Source organism: Methanogenium cariaci JCM 10550, assembly GCF_001315945.1.
Taxonomy (GTDB): domain Archaea; phylum Halobacteriota; class Methanomicrobia; order Methanomicrobiales; family Methanomicrobiaceae; genus Methanogenium; species Methanogenium cariaci.
Genome location: NZ_BBBG01000001.1, coordinates 1 through 22,221, shown reverse-complemented (window position 1 = coordinate 22,221; position 22,221 = coordinate 1). Strand labels below are relative to the sequence as shown.

30 protein-coding genes and 2 pseudogenes are annotated in these 22,221 nt (G+C 52.1%); 11 read left to right on the top strand and 21 right to left on the bottom strand.

Annotated elements, in window-relative coordinates; translation table 11 throughout:
- Together JCM10550_RS23975 and JCM10550_RS00130 are read right to left on the bottom strand one after the other, a co-directional pair.
- Positions 1-183 carry a hypothetical protein gene (locus JCM10550_RS23975; RefSeq protein ID WP_281175184.1) on the bottom strand — a complete coding sequence of 61 codons (183 nt, stop codon included), beginning with the start codon at positions 181-183 and terminating at the stop codon, positions 1-3.
- A 5-nt stretch (positions 184-188) separates the two neighbouring features.
- Positions 189-871 (bottom strand): annotated as a pseudogene (locus JCM10550_RS00130) (tetrahydromethanopterin S-methyltransferase subunit H).
- A gap of 316 nt (positions 872-1,187) precedes the next feature.
- Between JCM10550_RS00130 and JCM10550_RS17760 the strand changes: the two are divergent.
- Both JCM10550_RS17760 and JCM10550_RS00125 read left to right on the top strand, forming a co-directional pair.
- A complete protein-coding gene (locus JCM10550_RS17760) occupies positions 1,188-1,358 on the top strand; it encodes a hypothetical protein (RefSeq protein WP_157199769.1) in 171 nt (56 codons plus the stop codon).
- Positions 1,359-1,613: 255 nt separating this feature from the next.
- Positions 1,614-2,210 carry an acetate uptake transporter gene (locus JCM10550_RS00125; protein WP_062396145.1) on the top strand — a complete coding sequence of 199 codons (597 nt, stop codon included), beginning with the start codon at positions 1,614-1,616 and terminating at the stop codon, positions 2,208-2,210.
- Between the two features lie 73 nt (positions 2,211-2,283).
- On the opposite strand, the gene JCM10550_RS00120 is transcribed toward JCM10550_RS00125, so the two are convergent.
- The 3 genes from JCM10550_RS00120 to JCM10550_RS21075 all read right to left on the bottom strand — a co-directional run bounded on the left by JCM10550_RS00120 (position 2,284) and on the right by JCM10550_RS21075 (position 5,046).
- Positions 2,284-3,129 carry a nitroreductase family protein gene (locus JCM10550_RS00120; protein WP_245618538.1) on the bottom strand — a complete coding sequence of 282 codons (846 nt, stop codon included), beginning with the start codon at positions 3,127-3,129 and terminating at the stop codon, positions 2,284-2,286.
- Positions 3,130-4,099: 970 nt separating this feature from the next.
- Positions 4,100-4,462 carry a GNAT family N-acetyltransferase gene (locus JCM10550_RS21080; RefSeq protein ID WP_245618537.1) on the bottom strand — a complete coding sequence of 121 codons (363 nt, stop codon included), beginning with the start codon at positions 4,460-4,462 and terminating at the stop codon, positions 4,100-4,102.
- Positions 4,463-4,758: 296 nt separating this feature from the next.
- The gene (locus tag JCM10550_RS21075; RefSeq protein ID WP_245618536.1) at positions 4,759-5,046 is read right to left on the bottom strand and encodes a hypothetical protein; all 288 of its coding nucleotides are present in this window, start codon (positions 5,044-5,046) and stop codon (positions 4,759-4,761) included.
- 421 nt (positions 5,047-5,467) lie between these two features.
- On the opposite strand from JCM10550_RS21075, the gene JCM10550_RS00105 reads away from it, so the two are divergent.
- Both JCM10550_RS00105 and JCM10550_RS00100 read left to right on the top strand, forming a co-directional pair.
- On the top strand, positions 5,468-5,764 hold the full coding sequence (locus JCM10550_RS00105; protein ID WP_062396142.1) for a hypothetical protein: 297 nt from the start codon (positions 5,468-5,470) through the stop codon (positions 5,762-5,764).
- Between the two features lies 1 nt (position 5,765).
- Entirely contained in the window at positions 5,766-6,257 is a 492-nt protein-coding gene (locus tag JCM10550_RS00100) for a hypothetical protein (RefSeq protein WP_062396141.1), read from the top strand.
- Between the two features lie 310 nt (positions 6,258-6,567).
- Here JCM10550_RS00100 and JCM10550_RS00095 read toward each other — a convergent pair whose 3' ends face one another.
- From JCM10550_RS00095 to JCM10550_RS00075, 5 genes are all read right to left on the bottom strand, one after another.
- Positions 6,568-7,728, bottom strand: coding sequence for a Fic family protein (locus tag JCM10550_RS00095; protein WP_245618535.1), 1,161 nt, complete (start codon positions 7,726-7,728; stop codon positions 6,568-6,570).
- Positions 7,729-8,279: 551 nt separating this feature from the next.
- Positions 8,280-9,323: a PAS domain S-box protein gene (locus JCM10550_RS00090; protein ID WP_062396139.1), complete on the bottom strand. Its 1,044-nt coding sequence runs from the start codon at positions 9,321-9,323 to the stop codon at positions 8,280-8,282.
- Positions 9,308-9,925, bottom strand: a complete 618-nt coding sequence (locus tag JCM10550_RS00085) for a PAS domain S-box protein (RefSeq protein WP_172673708.1) — start codon at positions 9,923-9,925, stop codon at positions 9,308-9,310. The genes JCM10550_RS00090 and JCM10550_RS00085 overlap by 16 nt, the downstream gene beginning before the upstream one ends.
- Before the next feature lie 71 nt (positions 9,926-9,996).
- Positions 9,997-10,986 carry a PAS domain-containing protein gene (locus JCM10550_RS00080; RefSeq protein WP_062396135.1) on the bottom strand — a complete coding sequence of 330 codons (990 nt, stop codon included), beginning with the start codon at positions 10,984-10,986 and terminating at the stop codon, positions 9,997-9,999.
- On the bottom strand, positions 10,983-11,603 hold the full coding sequence (locus JCM10550_RS00075; RefSeq protein ID WP_062396134.1) for a PAS domain S-box protein: 621 nt from the start codon (positions 11,601-11,603) through the stop codon (positions 10,983-10,985). Before JCM10550_RS00075 ends, JCM10550_RS00080 begins: the two co-directional genes overlap by 4 nt.
- 395 nt (positions 11,604-11,998) lie before the next feature.
- On the opposite strand from JCM10550_RS00075, the gene JCM10550_RS00070 reads away from it, so the two are divergent.
- Together JCM10550_RS00070 and JCM10550_RS00065 are read left to right on the top strand one after the other, a co-directional pair.
- Positions 11,999-12,571 carry a hypothetical protein gene (locus JCM10550_RS00070; RefSeq protein WP_062396132.1) on the top strand — a complete coding sequence of 191 codons (573 nt, stop codon included), beginning with the start codon at positions 11,999-12,001 and terminating at the stop codon, positions 12,569-12,571.
- The gene (locus tag JCM10550_RS00065) at positions 12,550-13,047 is read left to right on the top strand and encodes a hypothetical protein (protein WP_157199768.1); all 498 of its coding nucleotides are present in this window, start codon (positions 12,550-12,552) and stop codon (positions 13,045-13,047) included. Before JCM10550_RS00070 ends, JCM10550_RS00065 begins: the two co-directional genes overlap by 22 nt.
- A 114-nt stretch (positions 13,048-13,161) precedes the next feature.
- Here the strand turns inward: JCM10550_RS00065 and JCM10550_RS23970 are convergent, their stop codons facing one another.
- From JCM10550_RS23970 to JCM10550_RS21060, 7 genes are all read right to left on the bottom strand, one after another.
- Positions 13,162-13,293, bottom strand: a complete 132-nt coding sequence (locus JCM10550_RS23970; protein WP_281175183.1) for a hypothetical protein — start codon at positions 13,291-13,293, stop codon at positions 13,162-13,164.
- Positions 13,294-13,393: 100 nt separating this feature from the next.
- Positions 13,394-13,831 carry a hypothetical protein gene (locus tag JCM10550_RS17755; protein WP_157199767.1) on the bottom strand — a complete coding sequence of 146 codons (438 nt, stop codon included), beginning with the start codon at positions 13,829-13,831 and terminating at the stop codon, positions 13,394-13,396.
- Positions 13,776-14,408: an MFS transporter gene (locus JCM10550_RS00060; protein ID WP_062396129.1), complete on the bottom strand. Its 633-nt coding sequence runs from the start codon at positions 14,406-14,408 to the stop codon at positions 13,776-13,778. The genes JCM10550_RS17755 and JCM10550_RS00060 overlap by 56 nt, the downstream gene beginning before the upstream one ends.
- Positions 14,409-14,494: 86 nt before the next feature.
- Positions 14,495-15,028 carry a MarR family winged helix-turn-helix transcriptional regulator gene (locus JCM10550_RS00055; RefSeq protein ID WP_062396126.1) on the bottom strand — a complete coding sequence of 178 codons (534 nt, stop codon included), beginning with the start codon at positions 15,026-15,028 and terminating at the stop codon, positions 14,495-14,497.
- A 240-nt stretch (positions 15,029-15,268) separates the two neighbouring features.
- Complete coding sequence (locus tag JCM10550_RS21070) at positions 15,269-15,733, bottom strand: EFR1 family ferrodoxin (protein WP_245618534.1); 465 nt, start codon at positions 15,731-15,733, stop codon at positions 15,269-15,271.
- A gap of 19 nt (positions 15,734-15,752) precedes the next feature.
- On the bottom strand, positions 15,753-15,965 hold the full coding sequence (locus JCM10550_RS21065; protein WP_245618533.1) for a hypothetical protein: 213 nt from the start codon (positions 15,963-15,965) through the stop codon (positions 15,753-15,755).
- The gene (locus JCM10550_RS21060) at positions 15,913-16,089 is read right to left on the bottom strand and encodes a hypothetical protein (RefSeq protein WP_245618532.1); all 177 of its coding nucleotides are present in this window, start codon (positions 16,087-16,089) and stop codon (positions 15,913-15,915) included. The genes JCM10550_RS21065 and JCM10550_RS21060 overlap by 53 nt, the downstream gene beginning before the upstream one ends.
- Positions 16,090-16,241: 152 nt before the next feature.
- On the opposite strand from JCM10550_RS21060, the gene JCM10550_RS20000 reads away from it, so the two are divergent.
- Both JCM10550_RS20000 and JCM10550_RS00040 read left to right on the top strand, forming a co-directional pair.
- Complete coding sequence (locus JCM10550_RS20000) at positions 16,242-16,712, top strand: hypothetical protein (RefSeq protein WP_062396125.1); 471 nt, start codon at positions 16,242-16,244, stop codon at positions 16,710-16,712.
- Positions 16,713-17,281: 569 nt separating this feature from the next.
- The gene (locus JCM10550_RS00040) at positions 17,282-17,479 is read left to right on the top strand and encodes a hypothetical protein (protein WP_062396123.1); all 198 of its coding nucleotides are present in this window, start codon (positions 17,282-17,284) and stop codon (positions 17,477-17,479) included.
- A gap of 26 nt (positions 17,480-17,505) precedes the next feature.
- Here the strand turns inward: JCM10550_RS00040 and JCM10550_RS17750 are convergent, their stop codons facing one another.
- Positions 17,506-17,655, bottom strand: a complete 150-nt coding sequence (locus tag JCM10550_RS17750; RefSeq protein ID WP_157199766.1) for a hypothetical protein — start codon at positions 17,653-17,655, stop codon at positions 17,506-17,508.
- Between the two features lie 164 nt (positions 17,656-17,819).
- Positions 17,820-18,041: a hypothetical protein gene (locus tag JCM10550_RS00030; RefSeq protein ID WP_062396119.1), complete on the bottom strand. Its 222-nt coding sequence runs from the start codon at positions 18,039-18,041 to the stop codon at positions 17,820-17,822.
- Positions 18,042-18,182: 141 nt separating this feature from the next.
- On the opposite strand from JCM10550_RS00030, the gene JCM10550_RS21055 reads away from it, so the two are divergent.
- The 3 genes from JCM10550_RS21055 to JCM10550_RS21045 all read left to right on the top strand — a co-directional run bounded on the left by JCM10550_RS21055 (position 18,183) and on the right by JCM10550_RS21045 (position 19,495).
- Complete coding sequence (locus JCM10550_RS21055; protein WP_245618531.1) at positions 18,183-18,998, top strand: helix-turn-helix domain-containing protein; 816 nt, start codon at positions 18,183-18,185, stop codon at positions 18,996-18,998.
- A gap of 102 nt (positions 18,999-19,100) precedes the next feature.
- Positions 19,101-19,286, top strand: a complete 186-nt coding sequence (locus JCM10550_RS21050) for an ATP-binding protein (RefSeq protein ID WP_245618530.1) — start codon at positions 19,101-19,103, stop codon at positions 19,284-19,286.
- 65 nt (positions 19,287-19,351) lie between these two features.
- Complete coding sequence (locus JCM10550_RS21045) at positions 19,352-19,495, top strand: winged helix-turn-helix domain-containing protein (protein ID WP_245618529.1); 144 nt, start codon at positions 19,352-19,354, stop codon at positions 19,493-19,495.
- Between the two features lie 37 nt (positions 19,496-19,532).
- Here JCM10550_RS21045 and JCM10550_RS00020 read toward each other — a convergent pair whose 3' ends face one another.
- A complete protein-coding gene (locus JCM10550_RS00020) occupies positions 19,533-19,745 on the bottom strand; it encodes a hypothetical protein (protein WP_157199765.1) in 213 nt (70 codons plus the stop codon).
- Between the two features lie 392 nt (positions 19,746-20,137).
- Positions 20,138-22,221 (bottom strand): annotated as a pseudogene (locus JCM10550_RS19410) (hypothetical protein); the annotation flags it as partial.

Sequence of the window (22,221 nt, the reverse complement as noted above, 5' to 3'; positions counted from 1 at the left end):
TCAGATTTCTATTGTCTCCTTCATTCTGGCTGCGTATCGGTACGAGGTATTAACAGTGAATACCGCAGGGAAGACATATTCACAGCCTTCGACGGGTCCATAAAGAATATAGTCAGCGCCGGAGAAGACCGGCATCAGGCTTGCCGTAAGATCCGCTGCTTTCACTCCCTCTTTCCCGAGCATCTTCTTCAGCCGTTCCAGGTTGATATGGCATTGTGCGCCGCCGTTCCACACGGCAGGCCGGTGTGACTTTTTATTTCAAGGGTCGCTTTGTTGGAGGGAGTCAGGCACGGGACGTCCATGACAAAGGTGTCCACCAGTATTTTGGTGATGCCTGCCTCCTCCATTTTGGGTGCGAGAATTTCAACCATCTCTTCGCGTGCCCTGCTTCTCATGAGATCTTTTGTATAGGTCAGAAGAATGCCCGCTTCGATGCCGTTTCTCTTCAGGGCCAAAAATTCATCCTCTTTGGTCTCCACGGATATGGAGTTGTAGATGATTCTTTTTTCAAGCCCGGTCTCTTTTGCATAGTCGATAGCGGCAATTTTTACGGCAGGACTGGCGGAATCAATGAGGAACGGTCTGTCGGTTATGCCTGCCACAAAATCGATATACCGGATGACTGCCTCAGGCGATGAAGATATAATGTCAATTAAGGCAGGATTCCGGGTTTTCTCTCCGAGTTCCGCCTGTTTCTGTATCAGTGCTTCAGCCGCATCGGTGTCGAATATTCCTTTTTTTCATCGGTCACAATCCTGTGCCGGGAATAGAACATACTCCCGACAAGGACGGTCGGAAGTTCACCTGGCTGGCCGCCCACTTTGACTCCTGCAATTTCAAACGTCTTTTGACTGGTTTTAAACCTGTACATATATCTCACCCTTTTTTGTATCGAATCGTTCACGTCCGTTATTTTCCAAAAAAGGCCATACATCCTGCCTTTCTGTGACTATTCCTCATCACCTCATAAATACCTTCAGCAGGTGACATTCCCATCTGAATCTGTTCGGGGGGGCACATACCTGGAAGATAGTAAATTTTAGCCATAAAAATTGATTATAACAGGCAGATGGGAATTATAATGTGGCCAAAAGCATGAGACAGATTACCTCTCTCCTGCGTTCCATCAGCTGTGCATACCATACCGTACACACTATTTTTTCGTAACCGTCGTCCAATCCCTGTTCATGCCACGGGCATCCAATCCTGAACAGAACCCCGACCCGGAATCCGCGACAATCCCGATCCGGATCAGCCCCCGCACCCGTGAACAACTCGATTTCCTGAAAGACAGACCGGACGAGTCGTATGACGCAGTCATTGCACGCCTGACCGATCGCGTGATTGATGAACCCTGAGTGAAGAGACGCTGAAGGCAATTGAGAAGTCGCTTACGGATTTGCGGAAAGGGATTTCTGATACCCATGAAGAGATTGTGCAGGAGATCCTGAAACAAAAGGAGGGATGATTACCTCCCTGCGACCCTGCAAACGGGATCGGAGAAAGATTATTTAATCCTGCGCACCACAACACTGCCGTCAGGGTGCGCCATCACCGGACTTCACCAGCAGACGGGAATTTTGCACCGGTTTTATGGAGGATGTAAAAATATTATGGAACCGATTGAAGAACAGAGCAGGAATAACCTCTTCCTGATAGACAATACCGCAAACCCCGCACCGCTCGGCCTCTGTGCATTCGGGATGACCACGATTCTGCTCAGTCTCCACAACGTTGGGATAACGGGGGGGCTGAACAGTCCCATCATCTCGATGGCACTCCTCTACGGCGGACTCGCCCAGGTCATCGTCGGCCTGATGGAGTGGAAGAAGAACAACACCTTCGGCATGGTCACCTTCGGGAGTTTTGGCATCTTCTGGATCTCCTTTGCAGCAATCCTGATGCTGCCGACAACAGGTCTTGCCGCAGCGGCAACCCCGGTGGATCTCTCGGCATTCCTGTCCGTCTGGGGGGGTCTTTTGATCGTGGGCCTCTTCATCTGCAGCCTGAAGATGCACCGGCTCCTGCAGGTCACCTTTGCACTACTCATCCTTCTGGTGGTGCTCCTCGTGGCCGCAAACCTGACCGGCATTCACCTGGTCCACACCCTTGCCGGTGTTACCGGTATTGTTACCGGCATCCTCGCGCTCTACCTGGGTATCGGCACCGTCATCAACGAAGTGTATGGCAGCCGGGTGCTCCCGGTTTAACCGACCCTTATTTTTTTCTGAACCGGGCGGCGCTTCGTCCATGGCTGCGTGGTATTCATAATGGGCGAGGACCCTACCGCCACGTCACCTCCACCGGATTGCGCCGGGGGGGAAGGCCGGAGGTTTTGTACTTCGGGTGGCCGAGCATCATCACAAAGGCACAGGTCCGTCCCACGGGGGGGATGCCGAGTTCCCTGCGGAGCGGTTCATAGGAAAGGACGGCCATGGAAACAAATCCCGCCCAGCAGGTGCCGATACCATACGCCTTCGCGGCGATATCGAAATGGGTCAGGGCGATGATACCGTCGACGGCGGCAATCGGACTCGCTTCCGGGATATGGGCAACCAGCAGGTGCGGGGGGGCGTCGCGGCAGATGACATCATGGCCGTTTTCCCAGGCCTCTATCAGTCCCGGAACATACCCGCTCAGGGGGGGATGATCGGTACTGAGCAGGGTTTTCATCCATTCAATCGTCAGACCGGCAACCGTTCTGACATCTTCAGGGTCGTGCACCACCGTCCACTGCACCGGTTGCCCGTTGCTCCCTGAGGGGGCATACCGGACGATATCGAGCACCTCAAGAATTTCATTTTTTGCGACCGGGTCTCTGGTGAAATGTCGAACGGACCGGCGTTTCTTCAGGTAATAACCGATATCTTCGGCGGAGACACTCCCGGCATTGGCCGGACACTCCTCCTTCTCGTCGGGCCGGACGTTCAGGAGGAGGGCATGCGGCGGGCAGGTGACCTCACAGTGTCCGCAGGCAATACACCGATCAGCGTTTTCACCCCGGACCACGGGAAGGGTATTCTCATCTGCCGGGTCGATAATGTTCATCGGGCAGACGGCTGAGCATATTCCGCAGCGGGTGCAGAGGTCTTCATCCACGAGTATGGTTGCCATTTTTTCACGGTCCATTGTAATCCCTTGTTCCCCCCCTGTGTGATGTTTAATTTTTTGCTGGTTCCCACAGAATATCCGGGCAGCGATGAAAACACCCATTATTAGATTGGGCCTGCCAAAAGACAGGAGCCCATTAACCACTCAAAAATAACTTGGGGCAAAGGTTAATGTATTATTTTAGTCAATTCTCATCCATGCACGCAGGGAGGTGAGAACCGATGGGAAAACGCGGAAGCAGCGGCCGCATCTCAGATAGTGACCGGCCATATTCAATAAACCCCCCCACCAACGAGGTGTACCATGACAGAATGGGAGATCATGCACACCGGTTGCACTCCCGGCAATGAAAGGTGTCTAAAACAAAACAGAGAGGATTAGGACTTAGTCATTACAATTCCGGTCAGTAGTATCCGTTCACGATATACAACATACCATAGGAGGAAGAAGGGATATTAATCCTCTAATCCCCCCCGACAACTCCCGCTCTTTTTTACGTCAGGAAAAACCAGTTCGCTGATGCTCCACATCCGGATACACAATAATCCTCTGCACATTACTCCTGTGTACAATCTCCGTTACAGGAATCATCATCTGATCGATATTTCCGCCGTATAGTGTCCAATATGAAGAGGATGAATCGGAATCAGGGTATGATTACTACGAAAAAAACAGGCAGAAAGGTTCACAACTTTAGTCATGAGTAGTTGACGTCTCACCCACAATATCCGGTTTAGATGAGATCATTGCAGATGATACCGTTATTCGTAGATATCCACTCAGGAATAGATATTATGCAAATATCCATGTATAACCAGATATCTACTCAGGAATAGATATCATCAAAATATCTATGTATAACCGGATATCCATCCAGGAATAGATATCAACAAAATATCCACGGATAACCGGATATAACCCGTACCCGGATCCTTTGAATGGATCAACGTTCCGTCTGCATGTGCATCAGCGGCAAAACCCCCCCCGCTCATTCATCCCGGAACCGGACGTGCATCACCTCGTCCATGACGATACCGTTCTTGGTGATCGCATCCCGGAGCACCGCCTCCCGGACAAACCCGCATTTCTCAAGCACCCGCATCGAGGCCGGGTTGCTGGCAAACACACCCGCCTGAAGCCGGACAATGTCGAAACGTTCAAACACCACCGGCACGAGGGCAGAGACTGCAGCGGTAACGATGCCCTTTCCCCCCCAGAAGGGTTCTCCCAGCCAGTAACCAATCTCGGCAGTATTTCGGTAGACATCGTCCAGCAGATGAATACCAATCCCCCCCCGACGGCGATACCCTCCACCGCGATTGCCAGCAGCAGCCGGGATGACGACCGGCATGATGATCCGGCCGGGGAGCCGGGTAAGGAACGGGCGGATGACCTGCCGGTTGCCATCGCAATGAACCGGTTCGCGTCATTCAGGGTATAGGGCGAAGGAAAATCGTCCCGCAGGCTGGCGGCGATGCGGGGGGTTATTTGCATACTGCGCAAGTGAAGGGGGCGTCTCTCAGTTCCCATGGACGGAGGTATATATTCGAACCCGGTGCCGTGGTCAGTTGTTTTGCTGCCTGCCCGTTCTGGTCTTTCATGGTAGATTTCCGGTATGTGCCCGCCTGCGGTGATGACGGAGAACAATCAGACGGCAGCTTTTATTTCAGAACCGCCAACAGATTTCACCGCAGCGATGAGGACATCAATCTTCGCGGGGGGGTTCTCCACCTCGTTTTTGTCGAACACAAACTCTCCTCTGACCCGCACACCCTTTGCAGCGAGTGCTTCGGTAAGGAACGAGAGGGTATTTTTTGCCTGTCCCCCCCCGCAGGTCGCAAAGAGTATGACCGATTTTCCTTCGCACCCGGAGAGTGCCTCTACCGCCGCGTTTATGGCGGGAGGGGGCCCGGAAGGCCCAGACCGGTGTGCCAATCACAATCAGATCGGATGTGGAGACGTCGATTACCGAAGGCTCAATAGGATCGGATTCTCCCCCCCGCATCGCCCGGTAGCATCCCATTGAGTAGGCAGTGAGGGCGGAATATGGCTTTACTGTCTTTACCTCGACAAGGTCACCCCCCCCGCAGGCCCGCTGTATCTTCTGCGCTACGCCCCCCCGGGTGATCCCGGTATAGGAATAGAATATTATTTTTATCTCCATGATCTCTTACCTCATGTGTTCCTCGCGGATGTTCTCTCACAATGTATGCACCGGTTTCCTGTTGCGGGGGGGACAGGTGCGGTCACATTCGCTAACGAAGATATCTCGCTGCGAAGAAAATAAACCCTCCGCAATATATCGTCGAATATGAGATATCATTATATATGTGCATAGTGATCTGGATAAATTTGTATGGAGAGCATATCAAGACTGCGTACGCTGAGTGTATCGGAACACTACATGAACGAGATGTATGAGGAGTTCCATTATTTCGCAACATGGCTGCCGGATCTTCCGTTGCAGATCGGTGATATCGGTGAACTGAAGCACAATGAATTCACCTACGTATCCAGTTTAAACAAGAAAGGGATGGATTTCAACGTCAGGAGAGACTCGTCCAAAGGAGAGCTGAAACACCGGTCAGGCGGGGGGGTCTCGGTTTCAACGAAACTACGCGGGGGACGCGGGCATCCCGCAGTTCAATCTTGATGTGGCCGATGCCGGTATCGTGGTGACGTTCGGCAGCAATGCAGGGGGGGTGGTGTTTGAAGCAACGGGCACGGAACACCAGTTGATCGCGGATGTGGATGCCCTCGACCGGACGATTCTGGATGCGCATGAACACGGCGAGTGGAAGGATGACTGGGTGGTGATCAGTGATTTGATGATGGCCACGTCCGCGACGATCCTGATCTCACAGGGCAGGGATGCGGCGATCGGGTTGAAAGCAAAGATGCAGGTTCCCCCCCGGTTATCCCTGGCAAATCTGGATGCCGGTTTCGAAATCACCAATGAAAAGAATATGAATGTCGCGATCATCTGTCAGTCCGGGCTGACGCCGTTGTTTAAAGTCAGAGGGATTAATAAGACGTTCTGGGGATGGGGGGGAAAACCGGAGTCAGGAGGTATACAGCGTATGGGACAGGAGTTTGAATCGGGAATTCTGCGGGCGCCGAAACAGCAGGCCCCCCCTGTCCCGTGACCGGTATAGCAGTGGATGGGGATTGTCCAAATCCACCGGGCAACACGAGCCCCCCCAGGTTCTCCGGCCGGTCGTCAGTGAGATTGCGTTTGAACCGTTCCAATAATTTTTTTATCGGTTGGGATCGTTTGGATGGTGTTTCTGGCCGATGACAACTGGCGTGAGTTTACAAGCTACTTATTGAAGATATATGCCTCCGTCTCGCATATCAATATCCGGTTTTTCAAACATGAACAACTGCCGGAGGCTGGGACTGGTTGCGGTCGCCGTAAAACAGAGAGAATATTTTCGGAAACAGGGGGGGGATTCCTCAGGTGCTGATACCTTCCTGAATGATCCTCAGGTATTCATCAAATACATATTTTTTGAATCGCTTCTGACCGGTAATTTCAGTGATAATTCCTGCATCCTCAAATTTTTTTAACATACTTGTTGCCGTCTGTCTGCTGATAGAAAGCTCTTCAGCGACCAGAGATGATGAGACAATCGGGTTGCCAAAGATGAAGTCAATAAACCTGAGAGATGCAACCCCCCCTCCGATAGAATGTTCGACAAGCCTGTTCTTTAAATCATTCTGAAGAGAAATGATTTTTCGGGCTGTCTCAATTGAATTTTCAGATGTCTCAACGACTCCTTTTAAGAAAAATTCAATCCATCTCTCCCAGTTTCCCTCAAATCTCACATAATTCAGAATCTCATAATATTCCTGCTGGTTCTTCTTGAGGTAAAAACTCAGGTAGAGCAGTGGCCGGGAAAGAATCCCCTGATAATAGAGATAAAAGGTGATAAGCAGACGCCCCATTCTCCCGTTTCCGTCATAATATGGATGTATTGTCTCAAACTGTGCATGAATGAACGCAACTTTCAGGAGAGAAGGAAGTTTGTCCTTCCGGGTTACAAAATCCATGAGATCGTCCAGAATTGCAGGCACGTTTTCCGGCGGAGGAGGAACAAATATGGCATCATAAATGGTTGTTCCGGGAACACCGATCCAGTTCTGTTTCGTTCTGATATTTCCGGGGGGGTAGCGGGCACTTCCACGAGTACCTTTGATCAGAAATCGATGAATTTCATTGAGAAGATCAAGAGAAAAGGGAGCAAAGGTAAGTTTTTCCATTCCATGTCCCATTGCCTGAATATAATTTACCACCTCACGGATTTCGTTTACGTCCTCTTTCGGTTTCATATCAGCTTCAAATTCAAGAACGCCACGGAGAGATGCCTGTGTCCCTTCAATCTGGGAACTGAGAAGTGCCTCTTTCTTAATGTACATTGCAACAAAGAGATCCGGATTGGGGGGGAGTACCTCAGTAACTCCATCAAGCTTTGCAAGTGCTCTGTCAGCTTTGGACAGTAAAAGGAGAAGATCCTCATCGAGGTCTAAACTATCGGGTGGCAGTGGTTTTGGAATGAATGCATCATACCCTTCCGGCATTCTTTGGAAATGTCCTGCTCTGTTTGTTTTCATCATTTCTTCCCAACAGGTAGTTGTATCATAGTATGATGTATGGCTATATATTCTTGCGAGAGTGTCAACTCTACTTGACATAGATTGATACATTTTCTGAGATGTAAGGTAAATCTGACACTTACCAGGGAGATTGTATCTTTTTCCATCACACGTGATACCCATCAGGATGGTCATATATATGTAAAGTAGACCTGACACTATCGAGTCAGACACGCTGTATGTAAAGTAGACTTGACACTATCGAGTCCAACACCCTGTACGTAAAGTAGACTTGACACTATCGAGTCCAACACCCTGTACGTAAAGTAGACCTGACACTATCAGGTCCAATACGCTGTACGTAAAGCAGACTTGACACTATCAGGTCCAATACGCTGTACGTAAAGCAGACTTGACACTATCAGGTTCGACACGCTGTACGTAAAGCAGACCTGACACTCCTGGGTGCATCCACCATGCATCTGCATAAGAGATGCCCCCTTCGTTACCGACTCTACACTTATCAGAGCAGCAACGGCACTCCGGGATGTCTCAGAACCGTGGAACCGCGGTTACCGGAAACGAAACATCCCTGCGGGCACCATCATCTCAAACCGGGCCCCCCCTTTGCCATATACACCGGTCTCTTTCATTGAAATCTTCGTAATCGAGAGGATATCCCCGGAAAGGAAGAGACCGAGTCCGGTGTTCGTGTAGTGCTGCCGGTTGAATATCTTCTCCTTGTATGCATCAGGAACACCCATGCCGTCATCCTCACAGATGATCGTTATACCATCGGAGGAGGGGGGGATGAATGCAAATCTGATCGTCGAGGTCTTTTCCCCCCCGTGCCGGATGGTATTATCAAAGAGCGTGTATATGACCTTCTCAAAAAGCGGATCGGCATATATTTCAAGATCTTCAAGACGGTTTTCAACGGTCATACTCTCAAAGGCGGGGATTTTTGCGGTATCGTCCACGATGGCCCCCCCGACATTTTGCCATTTCGGAACCTGTTCCCCCCCCAGATCCTTGTAATCTTTGGTGAAGAGGACCTGCGTTTTAATGGTCTCCGACGCACCGGAAATCTTCCGGAGGTACTTTTCTGTCTCGGAACCTTCGGGAATTTCGCCGACCATCTCGATAATTTCAAGACACGCGATGACCGCGGTAAGCTGGTTTAAGATATCATGCCGGGTAATGCTGCTTAAAAGATTGAGCTTCTTGTTTGCCTCCCGAACCCCCCCCTCCTCAGCACGCTTGAGTTCGGATATATTCGTATGAATCGCCAGAGTATTCCCGTCCGGAAGCATAACCGCATTAATGATGACCGGAACATGCATCCCGTCCTTTCTTACCGTTACAAACTCCTCGCTCAGATGACCTACCTCCACGACATCGCAAAACCGGGTCATGGCATATTCAATATCTTCCGGAGGAACAAGTTCGGGAATGGTAAATGTTACCAGCTCATCTTTGGTATAACCCAGTATATCACTGGCTGCCGGGTTCGCATCAATAATTTTTCCGGAAGGATCTACAATATATATGCCCTCTCTCGCATACGCGACATAGCTTTTGAACTTCTCCTCACTCTCTTTCAGGGCCTCTTCCATTTTTTTCGCTCAGAGATATCAAGAATGACTCCGACAAGTCCTGCAACATTGCCGCTGATATCATCATAGGTTGCCTTGTAAAAGATCACATCGTGCACCGAACCGTCTGCGTATTTCAGGCCGGTTTCATAGGTCTCAACTCCATGAGTATCGAAAAGAGCCTGATCATGCTCCCGATAGATATCCGCTAAATTCCCCGGAGAGATGTCATACACCGTTTTTCCGATGATCCAGCCCTTTGGCAGACCAATGGATGTCTCAAAAGCGGCATTGCACCCGGTATATATGCCGTGAATGTCTTTGTAAAAAATGGGAATGGGTATTGCATCAATTAACTGCTGAAGAAACAAATTCTTCTGTTTCAGAAGATTTTCTGCTTTCTTTCTCTCGGTTAAGTCTGTTGCAATGGTTAACAGGACGTTTTTCTCCTCCCATTTCACCATTTTCATATTCACATGCAGGGGGATTTGAGAACCGTTTTTTCTGAAATGCCCGGTATCATAATCGAGTTCCCCCCCGGTCTCACTGATCTCTTTCATTCGTTCATCGAGCAGTTTTTCCCCCCCATCGGTGGCATCCAGATCAAACAGATTCAACGCCATAAACTCACTGCGGGGGGAAACCATGAAGCCGGAACGTCTCTTCATTGGCATAAATGATCTGTCCGTCGAAATCATGGACAATGATTGATGCCGGGGGAATCGTCCGACATCCGTGCAAGAAGCCGGGTGTACTCTTCGGCATGTTTTCGATCCGTGATATCGTTCAGGATACAGTGGGTCCGGACGAAGTTCCCCCCCTCACCGTCCCGCTGGACTCTTCCGGAGAGCAGCACGGATCGAATGATCCCATCTTTGCATTTCAGGTTTATTTCGGCATTCACCTCCCCCCCTCTTTTGATAAATCTGAAGAGTTCGGTTTTGCAGCGCTGATATTGTTCCTCTGGCCAGTAATCTCCGAAAAAGGTTCCAATGACCTCATCTCTCGAATAGCCGGTTAATTTCGTCCATTCGGGGTTGATGTCAAGAAACATGCCGTCATGGTCAAGAGACTGGTAGGCAAAGGGAGAATTTTCAAACAGGCTTCTGAATCTCTGTTCACTCTCCAAAAGCTCCATTCTTGCGAGGGTTTCACCGGTGAAATCACTCAGTGTGCCGGTAAAACCGGTGATAATATTGTCGTCTGTTATCACGTGGCTTGAGGAGCGCAGATAATGAATAACTCCGTCAGGATCAACGGCACGGAAGGTCACCGGCTGTGAAATGCCGTTTAGCTGGAGGGAAAAATGCTCATCAATCGCTTTCCGGTCATCGGGGGGGTGAATAAATTCACGGAAACATTTCCCGGTAACCGCTTCGGCGGTCACTCCGATAAGCGTCTCAACAACCGGGCTGATATAGGTGACATTGCCTTTTGTGTCCAGTTTATACACCATTTCGTTGATATTTTCTACCAGACTCTTATACTCCTCCCTGCTTTTCTGAAGCTGCAGTTTAACCTCTTTTTTGTCGGTAATGTCCGTCAGAACAACGACCGATGCGGGTTTTCCACCATACGTGATCACAGAACCACGGACTTCGTTGATTCTCGGTCCGGATTTTGTGTTGAGGACAAACTCATACGGGGGGGAAACAGGCTCGTTGTTTTCCCTCCTCTGTATCATGGAAAGGACCGTTTTTTGTGACTCGGGGGGGCCACTAAATCCATCATGTCAGAACCGATCACAACGGTGGCATCCCGGTCAAAGACCTGAAAGACCGCCGGATTGGCATAGAGTATTGTTCCGTTGCGGTGCACCAGAATATAGTCGGGGACGCCTTCGATAATGCTCCGGTATCGCTCTTCGCTCTCATTTACGGCCTGGGGGGGAGTGCAGAACGGTTTAGTCTCTATCCGGTCGGCGATCGTATGGATCTTGTCTGCCAGTTCCGGATAGAGAATGTCCGGCGGTTTTACCCTCTGCACGGAAAAATCCGCACCCTCACTCAGGGCATCCAGAACCTCATGTTCGTCTTCCGTATCAAAGATCAGGATGAAGGGGGGGGAGTTGATAGTATTTTTTCTGAGCTCCTGCCAGAGGGCAGGCCCCTGCATGTCGGAAAGGCGGGAGAAGGAGATGATCAGATCATATGTGTTGTTGGATGCAGCTTTCAGTGCATTCTTTCCGGAATCTTCGGTTTCAACTGAGAATTCAGGATTCCACTTTGTTATTGCGCCCTTTAATTCAGCGGTAAGAGTATTGGTCCCTGAAATCAGAATTGAAAGGGGGGGTTTTTTCATCAGGTTTTTCGTATGGGATGAATGATTAAATAAATTCCTGTGGAGGAAATCCGCGGTATGTAACATGGACGAGTCTCTCACCCATTCACGAGGGAAAAAATACACAGTTTCGAGGGACGTTCAGTCTGATTCTTGATTTCCCAAACGCTGATGGATTGAGATTCCCCCCCCTATCGCATTTTTCCTGCCCATCATGACGGACGTATTGAACTGGTGAAACCCGCGGCATCAATCGCGGTTGCCGGAATAATTCTGCCCGGATGGATTTTCGGTCATGAAGGGCGTACCTCCATAACGCCTCACCTCCAAACTATTCTTAATGGACAAGGGAATCCCAAAGCGAACCTCTTTTCAGAGGAACGGAGACGAATTCCCATGGAAGAAGGGAGACATCAATGGACGATACGAAAATCTACGTGGACTGTGAATACGGAAGACTTCGGGAAGTGATCGTCGGCTTATCGACCGGAATGACACCAGACCTTACGGCATCCTGGTTTGAAGATGCACTCCGTATTCTGCCGGAGGATGAAGCCGCCTATGCCCGAAAGACGGCCGGGATGAACTTTGCTGATATGATACATCCCGATACGGGGGGGAAGAGCGAATCGGAGATGCTTGAAGAAGAGAATCGGGCCTTTATCACGGTTCTGGAAGAACTCGGCGTGAAGGTGCTCCGCCCCCCCAAAGAGATGACGCCGGAATTTATCCGGGAGAGTTATGGAGAACGGATTCTCATCAACGGATACTCTCAGGATTTTCCCCGTGACAATCTGGTGATTATCGGGAATACGGTTATTGAATGCAATCTCAGAACTCCTATCCGAAAAACCGATATATCGGGGTTCCGTGAAATTTTACGGGAAAAATGTGCTGACGGCGTCCGCTGGGTTGCCATGCCGCATACGGAACCCCCCCTGACGATTCCGGGTGATGAAACCCCCCATTGCTGGAAGGCGGCGACGTGATGGTGCTCGGCAGCACGATTCTGGTGGGGAACTCGATGAATCCCAGTGTGGGTTCCAATGAAGCCGGGTATCGCTGGCTGAAAAATTTCCTGGGAGAGGCTTATACCGTAATTCGTGTGCCATTGATACCGGAAATTCTCCATCTGGACTGTGCGCTTTCGATTCCCCCCCGGTCCGGTCTTGCAATTATCTGTCCCGAAGCGTTCGCGGAAGGTATCCCGGACGTGCTGGAAGGCTTTGACACAATCCCGGTCTCTCTGGAAGAGGCCTCCCGGCTGGCGGTTAACGGGCTGCCGGTTGATGCACGTCACTACATCATGTCCGTAAACAGTCACCATGACAACGCCTCTGTCCGGAAGGCATTGGAAGACCGGGGGGGAATTTCTGTGTACCCGGTATATTTTGGCGTTCACAACGGACAGGGCGGAAGTCTGCGGTGTGCGACGCAGGCACTCGTTCGCAGAGGGGGGGAATAACCGTATCGGAATGGGGGGGAGACAAAAAAGGGGGGGCTGAGCCTCGTCGGGTAACGGAGGGCTCATTCCCGGCCGTAGAGGAAGGGATGACCGTGCAGTCCCCCATTCATCCACTCAGGAATCCGTAAGGGTTTTTCCGGTTCTCTTTTGCATCTTCTCCCAGACTCCGCAGCACACAAAGGCCATGGCGAGCACAATGCCGACGATTCCATTGAAGACAAAGACGGTAGTGTAGCTCCCGCTCATATCAATCAGGGCTGTGCGACAAACCCGGATACAAACTGTCCCATGTAGAAAAAGACCGAATACAGCCCGAATATAATGCCATACCGGTGGGGGGGAGGCGTCACTTCACTGAGCCAGCCAATGAGCAGGGTAATGACCAGCCCCCATACCGATTCCGGTCAGTGCCAGACCGCCGACCAGAAGAATTAGTTCCGAAACACCTGCGATGATGAGAGAGCCTGCTGCCATACATAAGAAGCCGGATGATACGAGCGCCCCCTTTGCTGAATATGGTGTTGAGCCGACTGCTCGAAAGTGCACTGAACACCTGAACGAATCCCGGTATGCCGAGCAGCACGCCATAGAGTAAGGTCGAGGTGATCCCTGCCTCCTGGAGGAGATACGGGAGTTTTGTCGGCACCATATAGAACATGAGCATTACGCCGAAGAGGCCGATAAAGATCAGTCCGATCTGAGCGACGGGAACGGGTGCGGACTTGTTTTCAACGTGGGCACCGGTCTCTCCGGAATCCTCTTTCCTTTGTAGCGGCTCCTTCATGGTCAGAAGTATGCCGGGAATGAAGAGCAGGGCAATGAGGTAGATGACAAACGTTGCCCTCCAGTCGATGGATGCGAGATATCCGCCGGAGACTTCCAGAACAAGCTCCCATACCCATTCCCGCCGACTGGTAGCCGATGACCCTGGCCCTTTCCCGGCCGGTATAATATGTTGATATCAGTGCCGTCGTGGTCGTCATGATCCCGGCTATGGCAACGCCCAGAAACGCCCTGCCGAGAAGGATCATCTCCAGGGAGCTGAGGTATGCACCGGACGACCCGAAGAGGGCGAAGAGTGCCAGGGATATTATCAGGAGCCGGGTCTTTCCCACGCGGTCGCAGATGAGCCCGATGCACCACCCGGACAGGACAATTGCCAGGGACGGAAGGGTCACGATCATCGTAACCATGCTTTCGGGATACTCGGAGAAGGCGGCGCTGATGCCCGGAAGTGACGGGGGGGCAACCGCGGATGCTCCCATCATCGTCATCATGGAGGCGAGGATGAGAAGTGCGAGTCGTGCCCGGTCTTTACCGGGGGTGGTTTCGTGTTTTTTGTTGTCAGCGGAATATGTCATGTGTCTTTCTTGTTGTCGTTGGTTTTTCGGAGATTACGTCGTTCAACGGGCACGCTACCAAAAAGAAACGGATCGTTTCGTAGAGATCACGGAAGAGGGGCAGTATGAGAGCACCGGTCATCACCGGAGGTGCCATCGTCCCCCCCGTCTTTCCGGACGGTGTCACGACTTCGCACGGCCATCCGGTGAAGTATTTGACAGAGGGTGCGGCGGTCATCTTCAGAGATGCCGGAAAGGAGAATGTCCTCCCATTCCCGGTCGATGGCTAAGACCCAGGGGACGACGGCCTCTCCTTCAGGGGGGGTCAAAAAGAGACGCAGTTTCCGCCGGTTGTCCGGGTCGGGGGTTCGGGTCAAAAGGCCGTTTTCCTCCAGTTTTCTGGTGGCACGGGCAACGGTTCCCTTATCGTAGATGGAGTGGGCCGCAAGGTCGTCCTGTGTGGTGCCGGGTTCACGGGAGATCTGCATGATAAAAGGAATTTGTCCTGTTGTCAGGCCCGGCGCTATCTCCTGTGCATCCGTATAGATGTTGCGCATGCGGTAGATGATGGAAATCAGTCCTGCAAGCGGGATGTCGTCCGGGATGGGGGGGTCAAGAGGGGGGGGATTGTTCTGCGGCATGGGAATCAGATGAGAGGTTAGGGGGGGTTGTATGATATAACTGTTGCACACGCAACAGTTGGGTTTGCAACACGATGGCTGAAGGGGACGCCGGGTCCGATTGGCTGAGATTGTTTCGCCGGGTGTGGATCACCGTTCCCATCATCCGGGAAAATAGGGATGCCGGAGGCACAACGGGTGTTACCGAAATGCCACATCATGGGGCCAATGGCTTTACAGCGCACTTGCGGGCCGCACGGATTATTCTTCCCGCACACCCTGCTGAACTTTCATATCGGTGACCGAGAGATCCGGGTGCCGGTAGCGTCCCCGGTCTTTTGTTCCCCCCCGCATCACGTTGAGATCGATTGCCTCCGCCGGGCAGAAATGGAGGCAGGCACAGCAGAGTTCGCAGTGATCACCCCATGACGGATGGCCGTCTTCGATGGTAATGTTTTGGACCGGGCAGACCGTTTCACATATGCCGCATCCGGTGCATGCGTCTGAAACAGAGAATTCACGATCATATTCATGGACATTTTTTACAAATTTCCCGTAGGTGACAAGCTTGAAAAGAGTGGATACGGGAGCGAATCCGGGTCTGACCATTTTTCCCGCACTGATGTCACGGGCGATTGTCTGAAGACGCTCATCTGCTTCTGCGAGGATGGATGCAGCCTTTTCGTGTGAAGGGGTTTTTGCGATCGGCGGAAAGTTATCCGGCATCCTGACGGCGAACGCCGCATCAAGGGATTTCCCCCGGCGGGGGGGGTTTGACGATGCCGTTTAGCTGGTGAAGGGCGGAGACGCCGACACCGCCCATGGTTACGACCGCAAAAACATACGCCGTCCCGGTGAGGTTGAGGCGTTTGGCGAATTCAACGACCAGCACCGGGATACCGGCGTCATAGACCGGGCAGATAATGCCGACACGCTCTGCACCGGGGGGTGATGTCACCGGGCGTCTCCCGCAGGGATGCGATGGGCACACATTCGGTCTCCCCCCCCAGGACCGAGGCAACAGTCCGTGCCGCCGCAAGGGAGTTGCCCGTGCCGGTGAAGTAGTAGATGACCGTCTTCATTGTGGATCATTCAATAGCTTTGTCCCGCTGAGCATTAATCTTCATGTCCGCCGGGAGAAAGCCCCCGTTGACGGCGTGATTCAGAAGAGAATGGGGGGGGTTACTTAACAGGATGAGGGTCGATTCACCCGGACGAATGCCTGATCCGCGGTATGTCAGACGGACAGCACAACAGCCTACACAGCAGGCGGGGGGGTGAGAGGCGGCTCGGAAGACGGGCCGGGGGGGGACGTCGGGGGGGCGGACGCAACGGCGGATTTGATCGCCGCTATGAGTGCATCTATTTTCTCTTTGTCCAGCACGTCGTTCCTGTCGAGTACAATTTGTCCAATGACCTCCACCCCCCCTTTGGCGGCAAGAGCTCCGCGAGATGCGGGAGCGTGTCTTTCGCCTCTGCCCCCCCGCAGGTGGCAAAGATAACGGCGGTCTTTCCCTCGCATCCGGTGAGTGCCTGCACCGCTCCGTTCGTCGGCGGAGCGGCCCGGAACACCCAGACGGGTGTGCCGATGACAATCAGATCGGATGCAGAGACGTCGATGGACGATGGCTTCACGGCATCCGGCTCCCCCCCCGTCATCGCCCGGACGCACCCCCCCTTTGTGTATGCCGTGAACTTGGTATAAGGGTTCACGCTGTCACTTCGACAAGCTCTCCACCGCATTCGGCCTGTATCTTCTCCGCGATGCCACGGGTCACCCCCCCGGAATAGGAATAGCATATGGTTGTTATGGTCATGGTTTTGGTCCCCCCCCGGTTTTTGTCTGGTTGGTGTGGTATCTGCCGGGGGGGGATGATAAATGCTTGTGGGGACGGGGGGGATATGTTCAGGAGTTACCGGGCGGGAGGGAAGAGGGCATTTCCGGGCAAATCGCTACCCGGCCATCGTGACCTGATGGGTGGAGAAATGAAACCATTGCCCCCCCATGATAACGATTCATATCTCACCGCACTCCTGCGTCCCGATTCGTTTCCCGGACGAGCCGGGCATAACAGGATTCGCAGATGCTCGCCCGCTGGGTGTCCGAGTGATAGACGGCAGGGCCGTTGTTGCAGAGCGTGCAGTGGCCGAGGGAGACAGCGGATCGCCGGAATGCCCGGTGGTCGGGGGGGACATAACGGGATGTCGGAAGTTACGGTTTCCCTTCCGACCATCGCATAATTACAAATATTTACAACATTTACAATTGGCACAATGAATCTTTCAAAACGGATACCCGTCACCGAACAGGTCTGGAAGGAGCTTGGGGGGGAGATGAGAGGGGCAGGCCAGACATATAACGATCTTCTCACAGAGATGATCGAATTGCACAAGAAGCGCCGCCTTGTGGAAGATATCAACCATTCTCTGCAGGAAGATGACTTTGTATCCCTGTCGGAGATTCGTTTGTGAATTTCCGGGTTTCCGTCAAACAAAAATCAGTGGATGCCATCAACGAACTGCCGGAACAGTCCCGGTGAATTATTTTCGATGCACTCAAAGGCCTTGAAAAAAATCCCTGGCCCGGTAGTGATGGCGACAAAGAGAAACTCCGCCTGGAAGATTCCCTGGAAATCTACCGTCTTCATATCGGGAGAAGCTACACTGCTTTGTATACTATTGATAAGAGGGAACATACCATCCGGGTTCATGACGTCATGACAATCGAACAGGCACATAAAAAATACGGCAGATTATAACCCCCCCTGTATATCATAACAGGGAGATCCCGCCAATACACGGAAAAAAGGGATCATTCCTCACCGCACCCCCCTTCTTCCTGGTTCGCCTCCCGGATGAACCGGGCATACCGTTTTTCGCAGACTCGCCCGCTGTGTGTCCGGGTGATAGACGGGCCATCGTTGCAGAGTGTCACCGGCCGAAGGAGACAACGGGTCGCCGGAATGCCCGGCCATGAGAACGTTTCATGCTGAAGGAATGAAACGAGAGAAACACCATCCGGAAGTGAAAACACCAGATAATTGCTTTAAACAGAATATGGGATTATTTCCAGCCGGTATATGGATCGATTCCCCCCCAATGGGTTTACTGTTTCATACTGTTTCATGCAAAAATGAAACAGTAACTCCCTTACCGTTACATATTTGTGTGGGGGGTGTGTGCAACAGTAACCATGGATTTAGAGGAACTGATCTACCTGATTCAGTCAGGAGAATCTGAAGTCCTTGAATTTAAGGAAACGGCAGGAAAAAATATCCATCATGAAGTTGCTGCCTTCGCCAATTCCGAAGGCGGGAAAATAATTGTCGGGGTTACGGATAACGGAAAAATTATCGGAACTGACGTAAAAGGAGCGATTGAAAAAGTAACAAGTTCAATTCAGTCGATAATTCCTCCACCGGCAATAAAAACGCAGAAGATTTCAATAGATGATAAAGATCTTCTGATAATCAGTGTCGGGAAAAGCACTTCTCTTTGTTCGCTCGGCGGTGTTGTGTATATAAGAGCGGGGACAGGAGTCAGACCGCTCTCTCTGCAGGAGATAGTGATGCTCTTCTCTGAAATGGGAACAATCAACTGGGATGAAATTCCCATGCTCAGTGTAGATGAGGCCCGGCCAGAATATATTGACTGGTTTTTTGAAAAAGTAAAGGAGACGAGAGGAAAAACAATCTCGGAGGAGAACAAGTCCAGGTATCTGAGAAGTGGCGGTGCGATAAAAGATGACCGACTGACGAATGCAGGGATACTCTTCTTCACAGAAGCAACTGAACACATAACGTCTGCCAAAATAAGAAAAGTGGGCATGGGAGAGGACGGGCCCTTATGGAGTGAGGAGTATGAGGGCCCGGTATGGAAAACAATTGAGGAGGCATATACTGGTCTGATTCATGATATAAAATCGGTCGATGTTGTCGCCGGAACACGAAGAATTAAAATCGAACAATATCCCCCCAAGGGCAATTCGTGAGGCACTGATAAATGCCGTTGCCCATCGGAACTATACTATCAGTGCTGATGTGAAGATACTGATTTATCCTGACCGGTTTGAGATAAAAACCCCGGCGGGCTCATGCCCGGTGTGAATATAAAAGATCCCGAGCATATCCCGAGAAATCCATCCGTTTCAAATCTTCTGTATGACACCGGCTATATCGAACGGTATGGTTTTGGAATAAAAATGATTGAAGAAGAGGTGAGAAAACATCCATTCTGTTCGGTTGAATTCAGGGCAGGCCCCCCGCAACATTTACGGTAATCTTCAGAAAAGATGTCTCCTCTGCCATTGATGAAACGGATAGTCAGATCCTTGCCCTTCTGAATATGCCGTTAAAAAGCAGTGAACTTGCATTAAGGCTGGGATTTTCTAAGAATAAGGTATTAAAACAAATTAAAAAGCTGGAAAACCTTGGCCTTGTTGAAAAGAAGGGTTCGGGGTCACACACCCATTATACCATAAAAAAATGAATGAGAGTCATGTGAGGGCCCGGAATAACGGGACGGGTCACCGCACCCCCCCTTCTTCCTTGTTCGCCTCCCGGACGAGCCGGGCATAACATTTTTCGCAGATGCTCGCCCGCTGTGTGTCTGAGTGATACATCGCAGGGCCGTTGTTGCAGAGCGTGCAGTGGCCGAGGGAGACTGATGACCGTCGGAATGCCCGATGATCCAGAATACCGGGGAGAGGGAGGGTGGTTCCTGCCCGTCCTGATTTCATATTTTCAACTGTTTTCATCTCATTACAGTTTGATTTACATACGAACAGGGGGGGATGATGTGTTGTTTGTTCAGGAATTACCGAATTATCTACCATTTTGTCTGGTTCATTTACATCTACGCCAGCATCAGACAGACAAACCCCCCCATAGCCATCGGGGAAACAGGGGTGTCGAATGATACCGGATTTGTATGAAAACATCCAGTACTATCTGTACATATATCTATACTACTATCCTCTTTAGGAGAATGAACATCAGTATTCCCACCGTTTATATTTTCATTTTCTGCCTTTTCTGTACGAAAACGTGATGAAGATATGAAAACGTCATCCCCCCCGTCATCACCGTCATTGCTATTGTCATCATCAGAATTTCCATCCGTGTCATCGGGCTCCAGCCAGACATCTGACTCTCTCATCCATTCACGGTATATGGCCATATCAAAGGAGAAGTACTTCTCACGTCGTTTGATCTCCATTTCACCGAGCATCTCTGCCACTGTCGCATCAATGAGACTTACCGCAGGACACTTGTCAAGGATGCCGGTGTAGACTGCCTTTTTGCTGGTATAGCCATGAAGCAGCCGGTATGTTGGTTGATACGAAAAGCCAAGGGCGTCCTGGAGCTGATGGATAGTAAAAACCTCTAAATTCATCTTCGCGATAGACGCAAGTGCTGCCGCTTCGTTTTTTGTCAGTTTTGTCTCCTGACCGCCCCCCCCTTTCCCATTGATAGCGAGATAGAGGCTGCGTGCATAGCAGAAGTCATCATGGGTGGCGATGATGGAGCCATTTTCATCCACATCCCGCTGGAAGATGTGCAGCAGGGCGTGGCACTTGATCAAATCAAAGAGCATCGCAGGGTTGCGGCGGTTCTGCGTTACCGAGAAGTTGATACGGCGGGCAAAGGGGGATACGCACCTGATGAATCGCCCCCCCTTTGAGTATTTCCCATATGGCCCGGCAGACATAGACGTCCGGATCTTCAGCACCACAGCAACCCGGCCCTGACTCTATCTCCTTCAGATGTTCAAGCACCGCCAGATCCTGAGTGGTCGTATCATCAATCCAGACGGTGAGCATCCGGTTCATGACCTGGTCGTCACCGATACTCTCCACCTTGGCGAGCACCAGACGCAGCGCTCGGGATGGTGCAGACCTTGAGCTGGCGTTCACGGCTTACGGTTCGGTGAACGATGGGTTCCCGGAAGTTGGCGGTGGCGGATTTGAGAATTTCCTGCATGTCGTCTGATAGACTGACGTCGTCGAAGAGGAGGACGGTGCCGGGCCGGAGGGAGTCGTGGTAGAAGAGGGCCTTGTCAGAGACGGTGCCGGTCATCCGGTATTCTTCCGGCAGGAGACGGGCCATCGTGTTGCAGGCGTGGGTCTTACCTTTGCCGGAGTTGCCGGATATGGCGACGTGCAGCCCGGCGGTGTTTTCGACGGACTGGGAGGCAACGGACATTGCGAGGCACTCTGCGACCGTGCGGTCGCCGACGTGATCGCGGTGGAAGACATCGAGGAGGAAGCCGAGCGGGTCGCCGGTGGTGAGGATTTCGATGGCTTTTTTGCGGTGCTCCTGCTGCTCCACGGAGGGATCCGGCTGGGAAAGGAGGGAGGAAGAGTCCTGCGGGGGGGATTTCTTTTCATGGGTGGAGGGGGGGCCGTCCCCGTTTGCCTGGTATTTCTCTCTCCCGGCCGGTTCCGGTTCATACTGTGCCTTCAGCTCCTGCCAGCGCTGGCTGCCGCCGCCGCAGGATGCGTGATGGCATCCGGCGAAGAGGGCACCGTTTGCAAACTGGATGGCAAAGGCACCATCCTTGTGGGCGGTGGAGAAGGGGGGGCATTCGGCAAGGGTGAATAATGTGCCGCCCTGCCAGGGTTTTTCGGATTTGACGCTGATGCCGTGGGTGGTGAGCCAGTGGCCCAGGTCAAACGAGCCGCGGCGTTTTCCGGTCGCGGGGACGGAGCGGGGGGGAATGGCATCGACAAGCTCTTGCAGCAGGGCAGCCGGGACGACCTCAGGCTCATCCGGGGCAGAGCAGATGCGGGCCTGCCGGTGCGGGCGTTCTTCGGTGTGGTCGCCTTTGCAGGCGGTGGTGCCGTATAGTTTCCAGATGCGTCCGGCGTTGAAGTTCGCGGTGTCGCAGTGGACGGTCGCATCGGAGAAGAGGGCGTCGAGGACGGTAAGGCATGCCTTGACGAGCCGGGTGGCCTCGCCGTCGTTGGGAAGGTCGATGCGGTATAAGAGGTGGGCACCGTTGCCGGAGTCAGCTGTGATTGGTTGCGGGAAGCCTCTTTTGGTAAGCCATGTGGCAATCTCTTCGGCACGTTTGAGGGCGGCGGCATGCTCTGCTGTTGTCGCGGAGACGCCGCTGGGCCGGACGGGGTCGAGGTCGATGGGGGGGAGCCAGCGGCGGCGGACGATGTCGGCATCGGCGGTGGTGGCGTCGCTCCGGGAGAGGCGCTGTTTGAC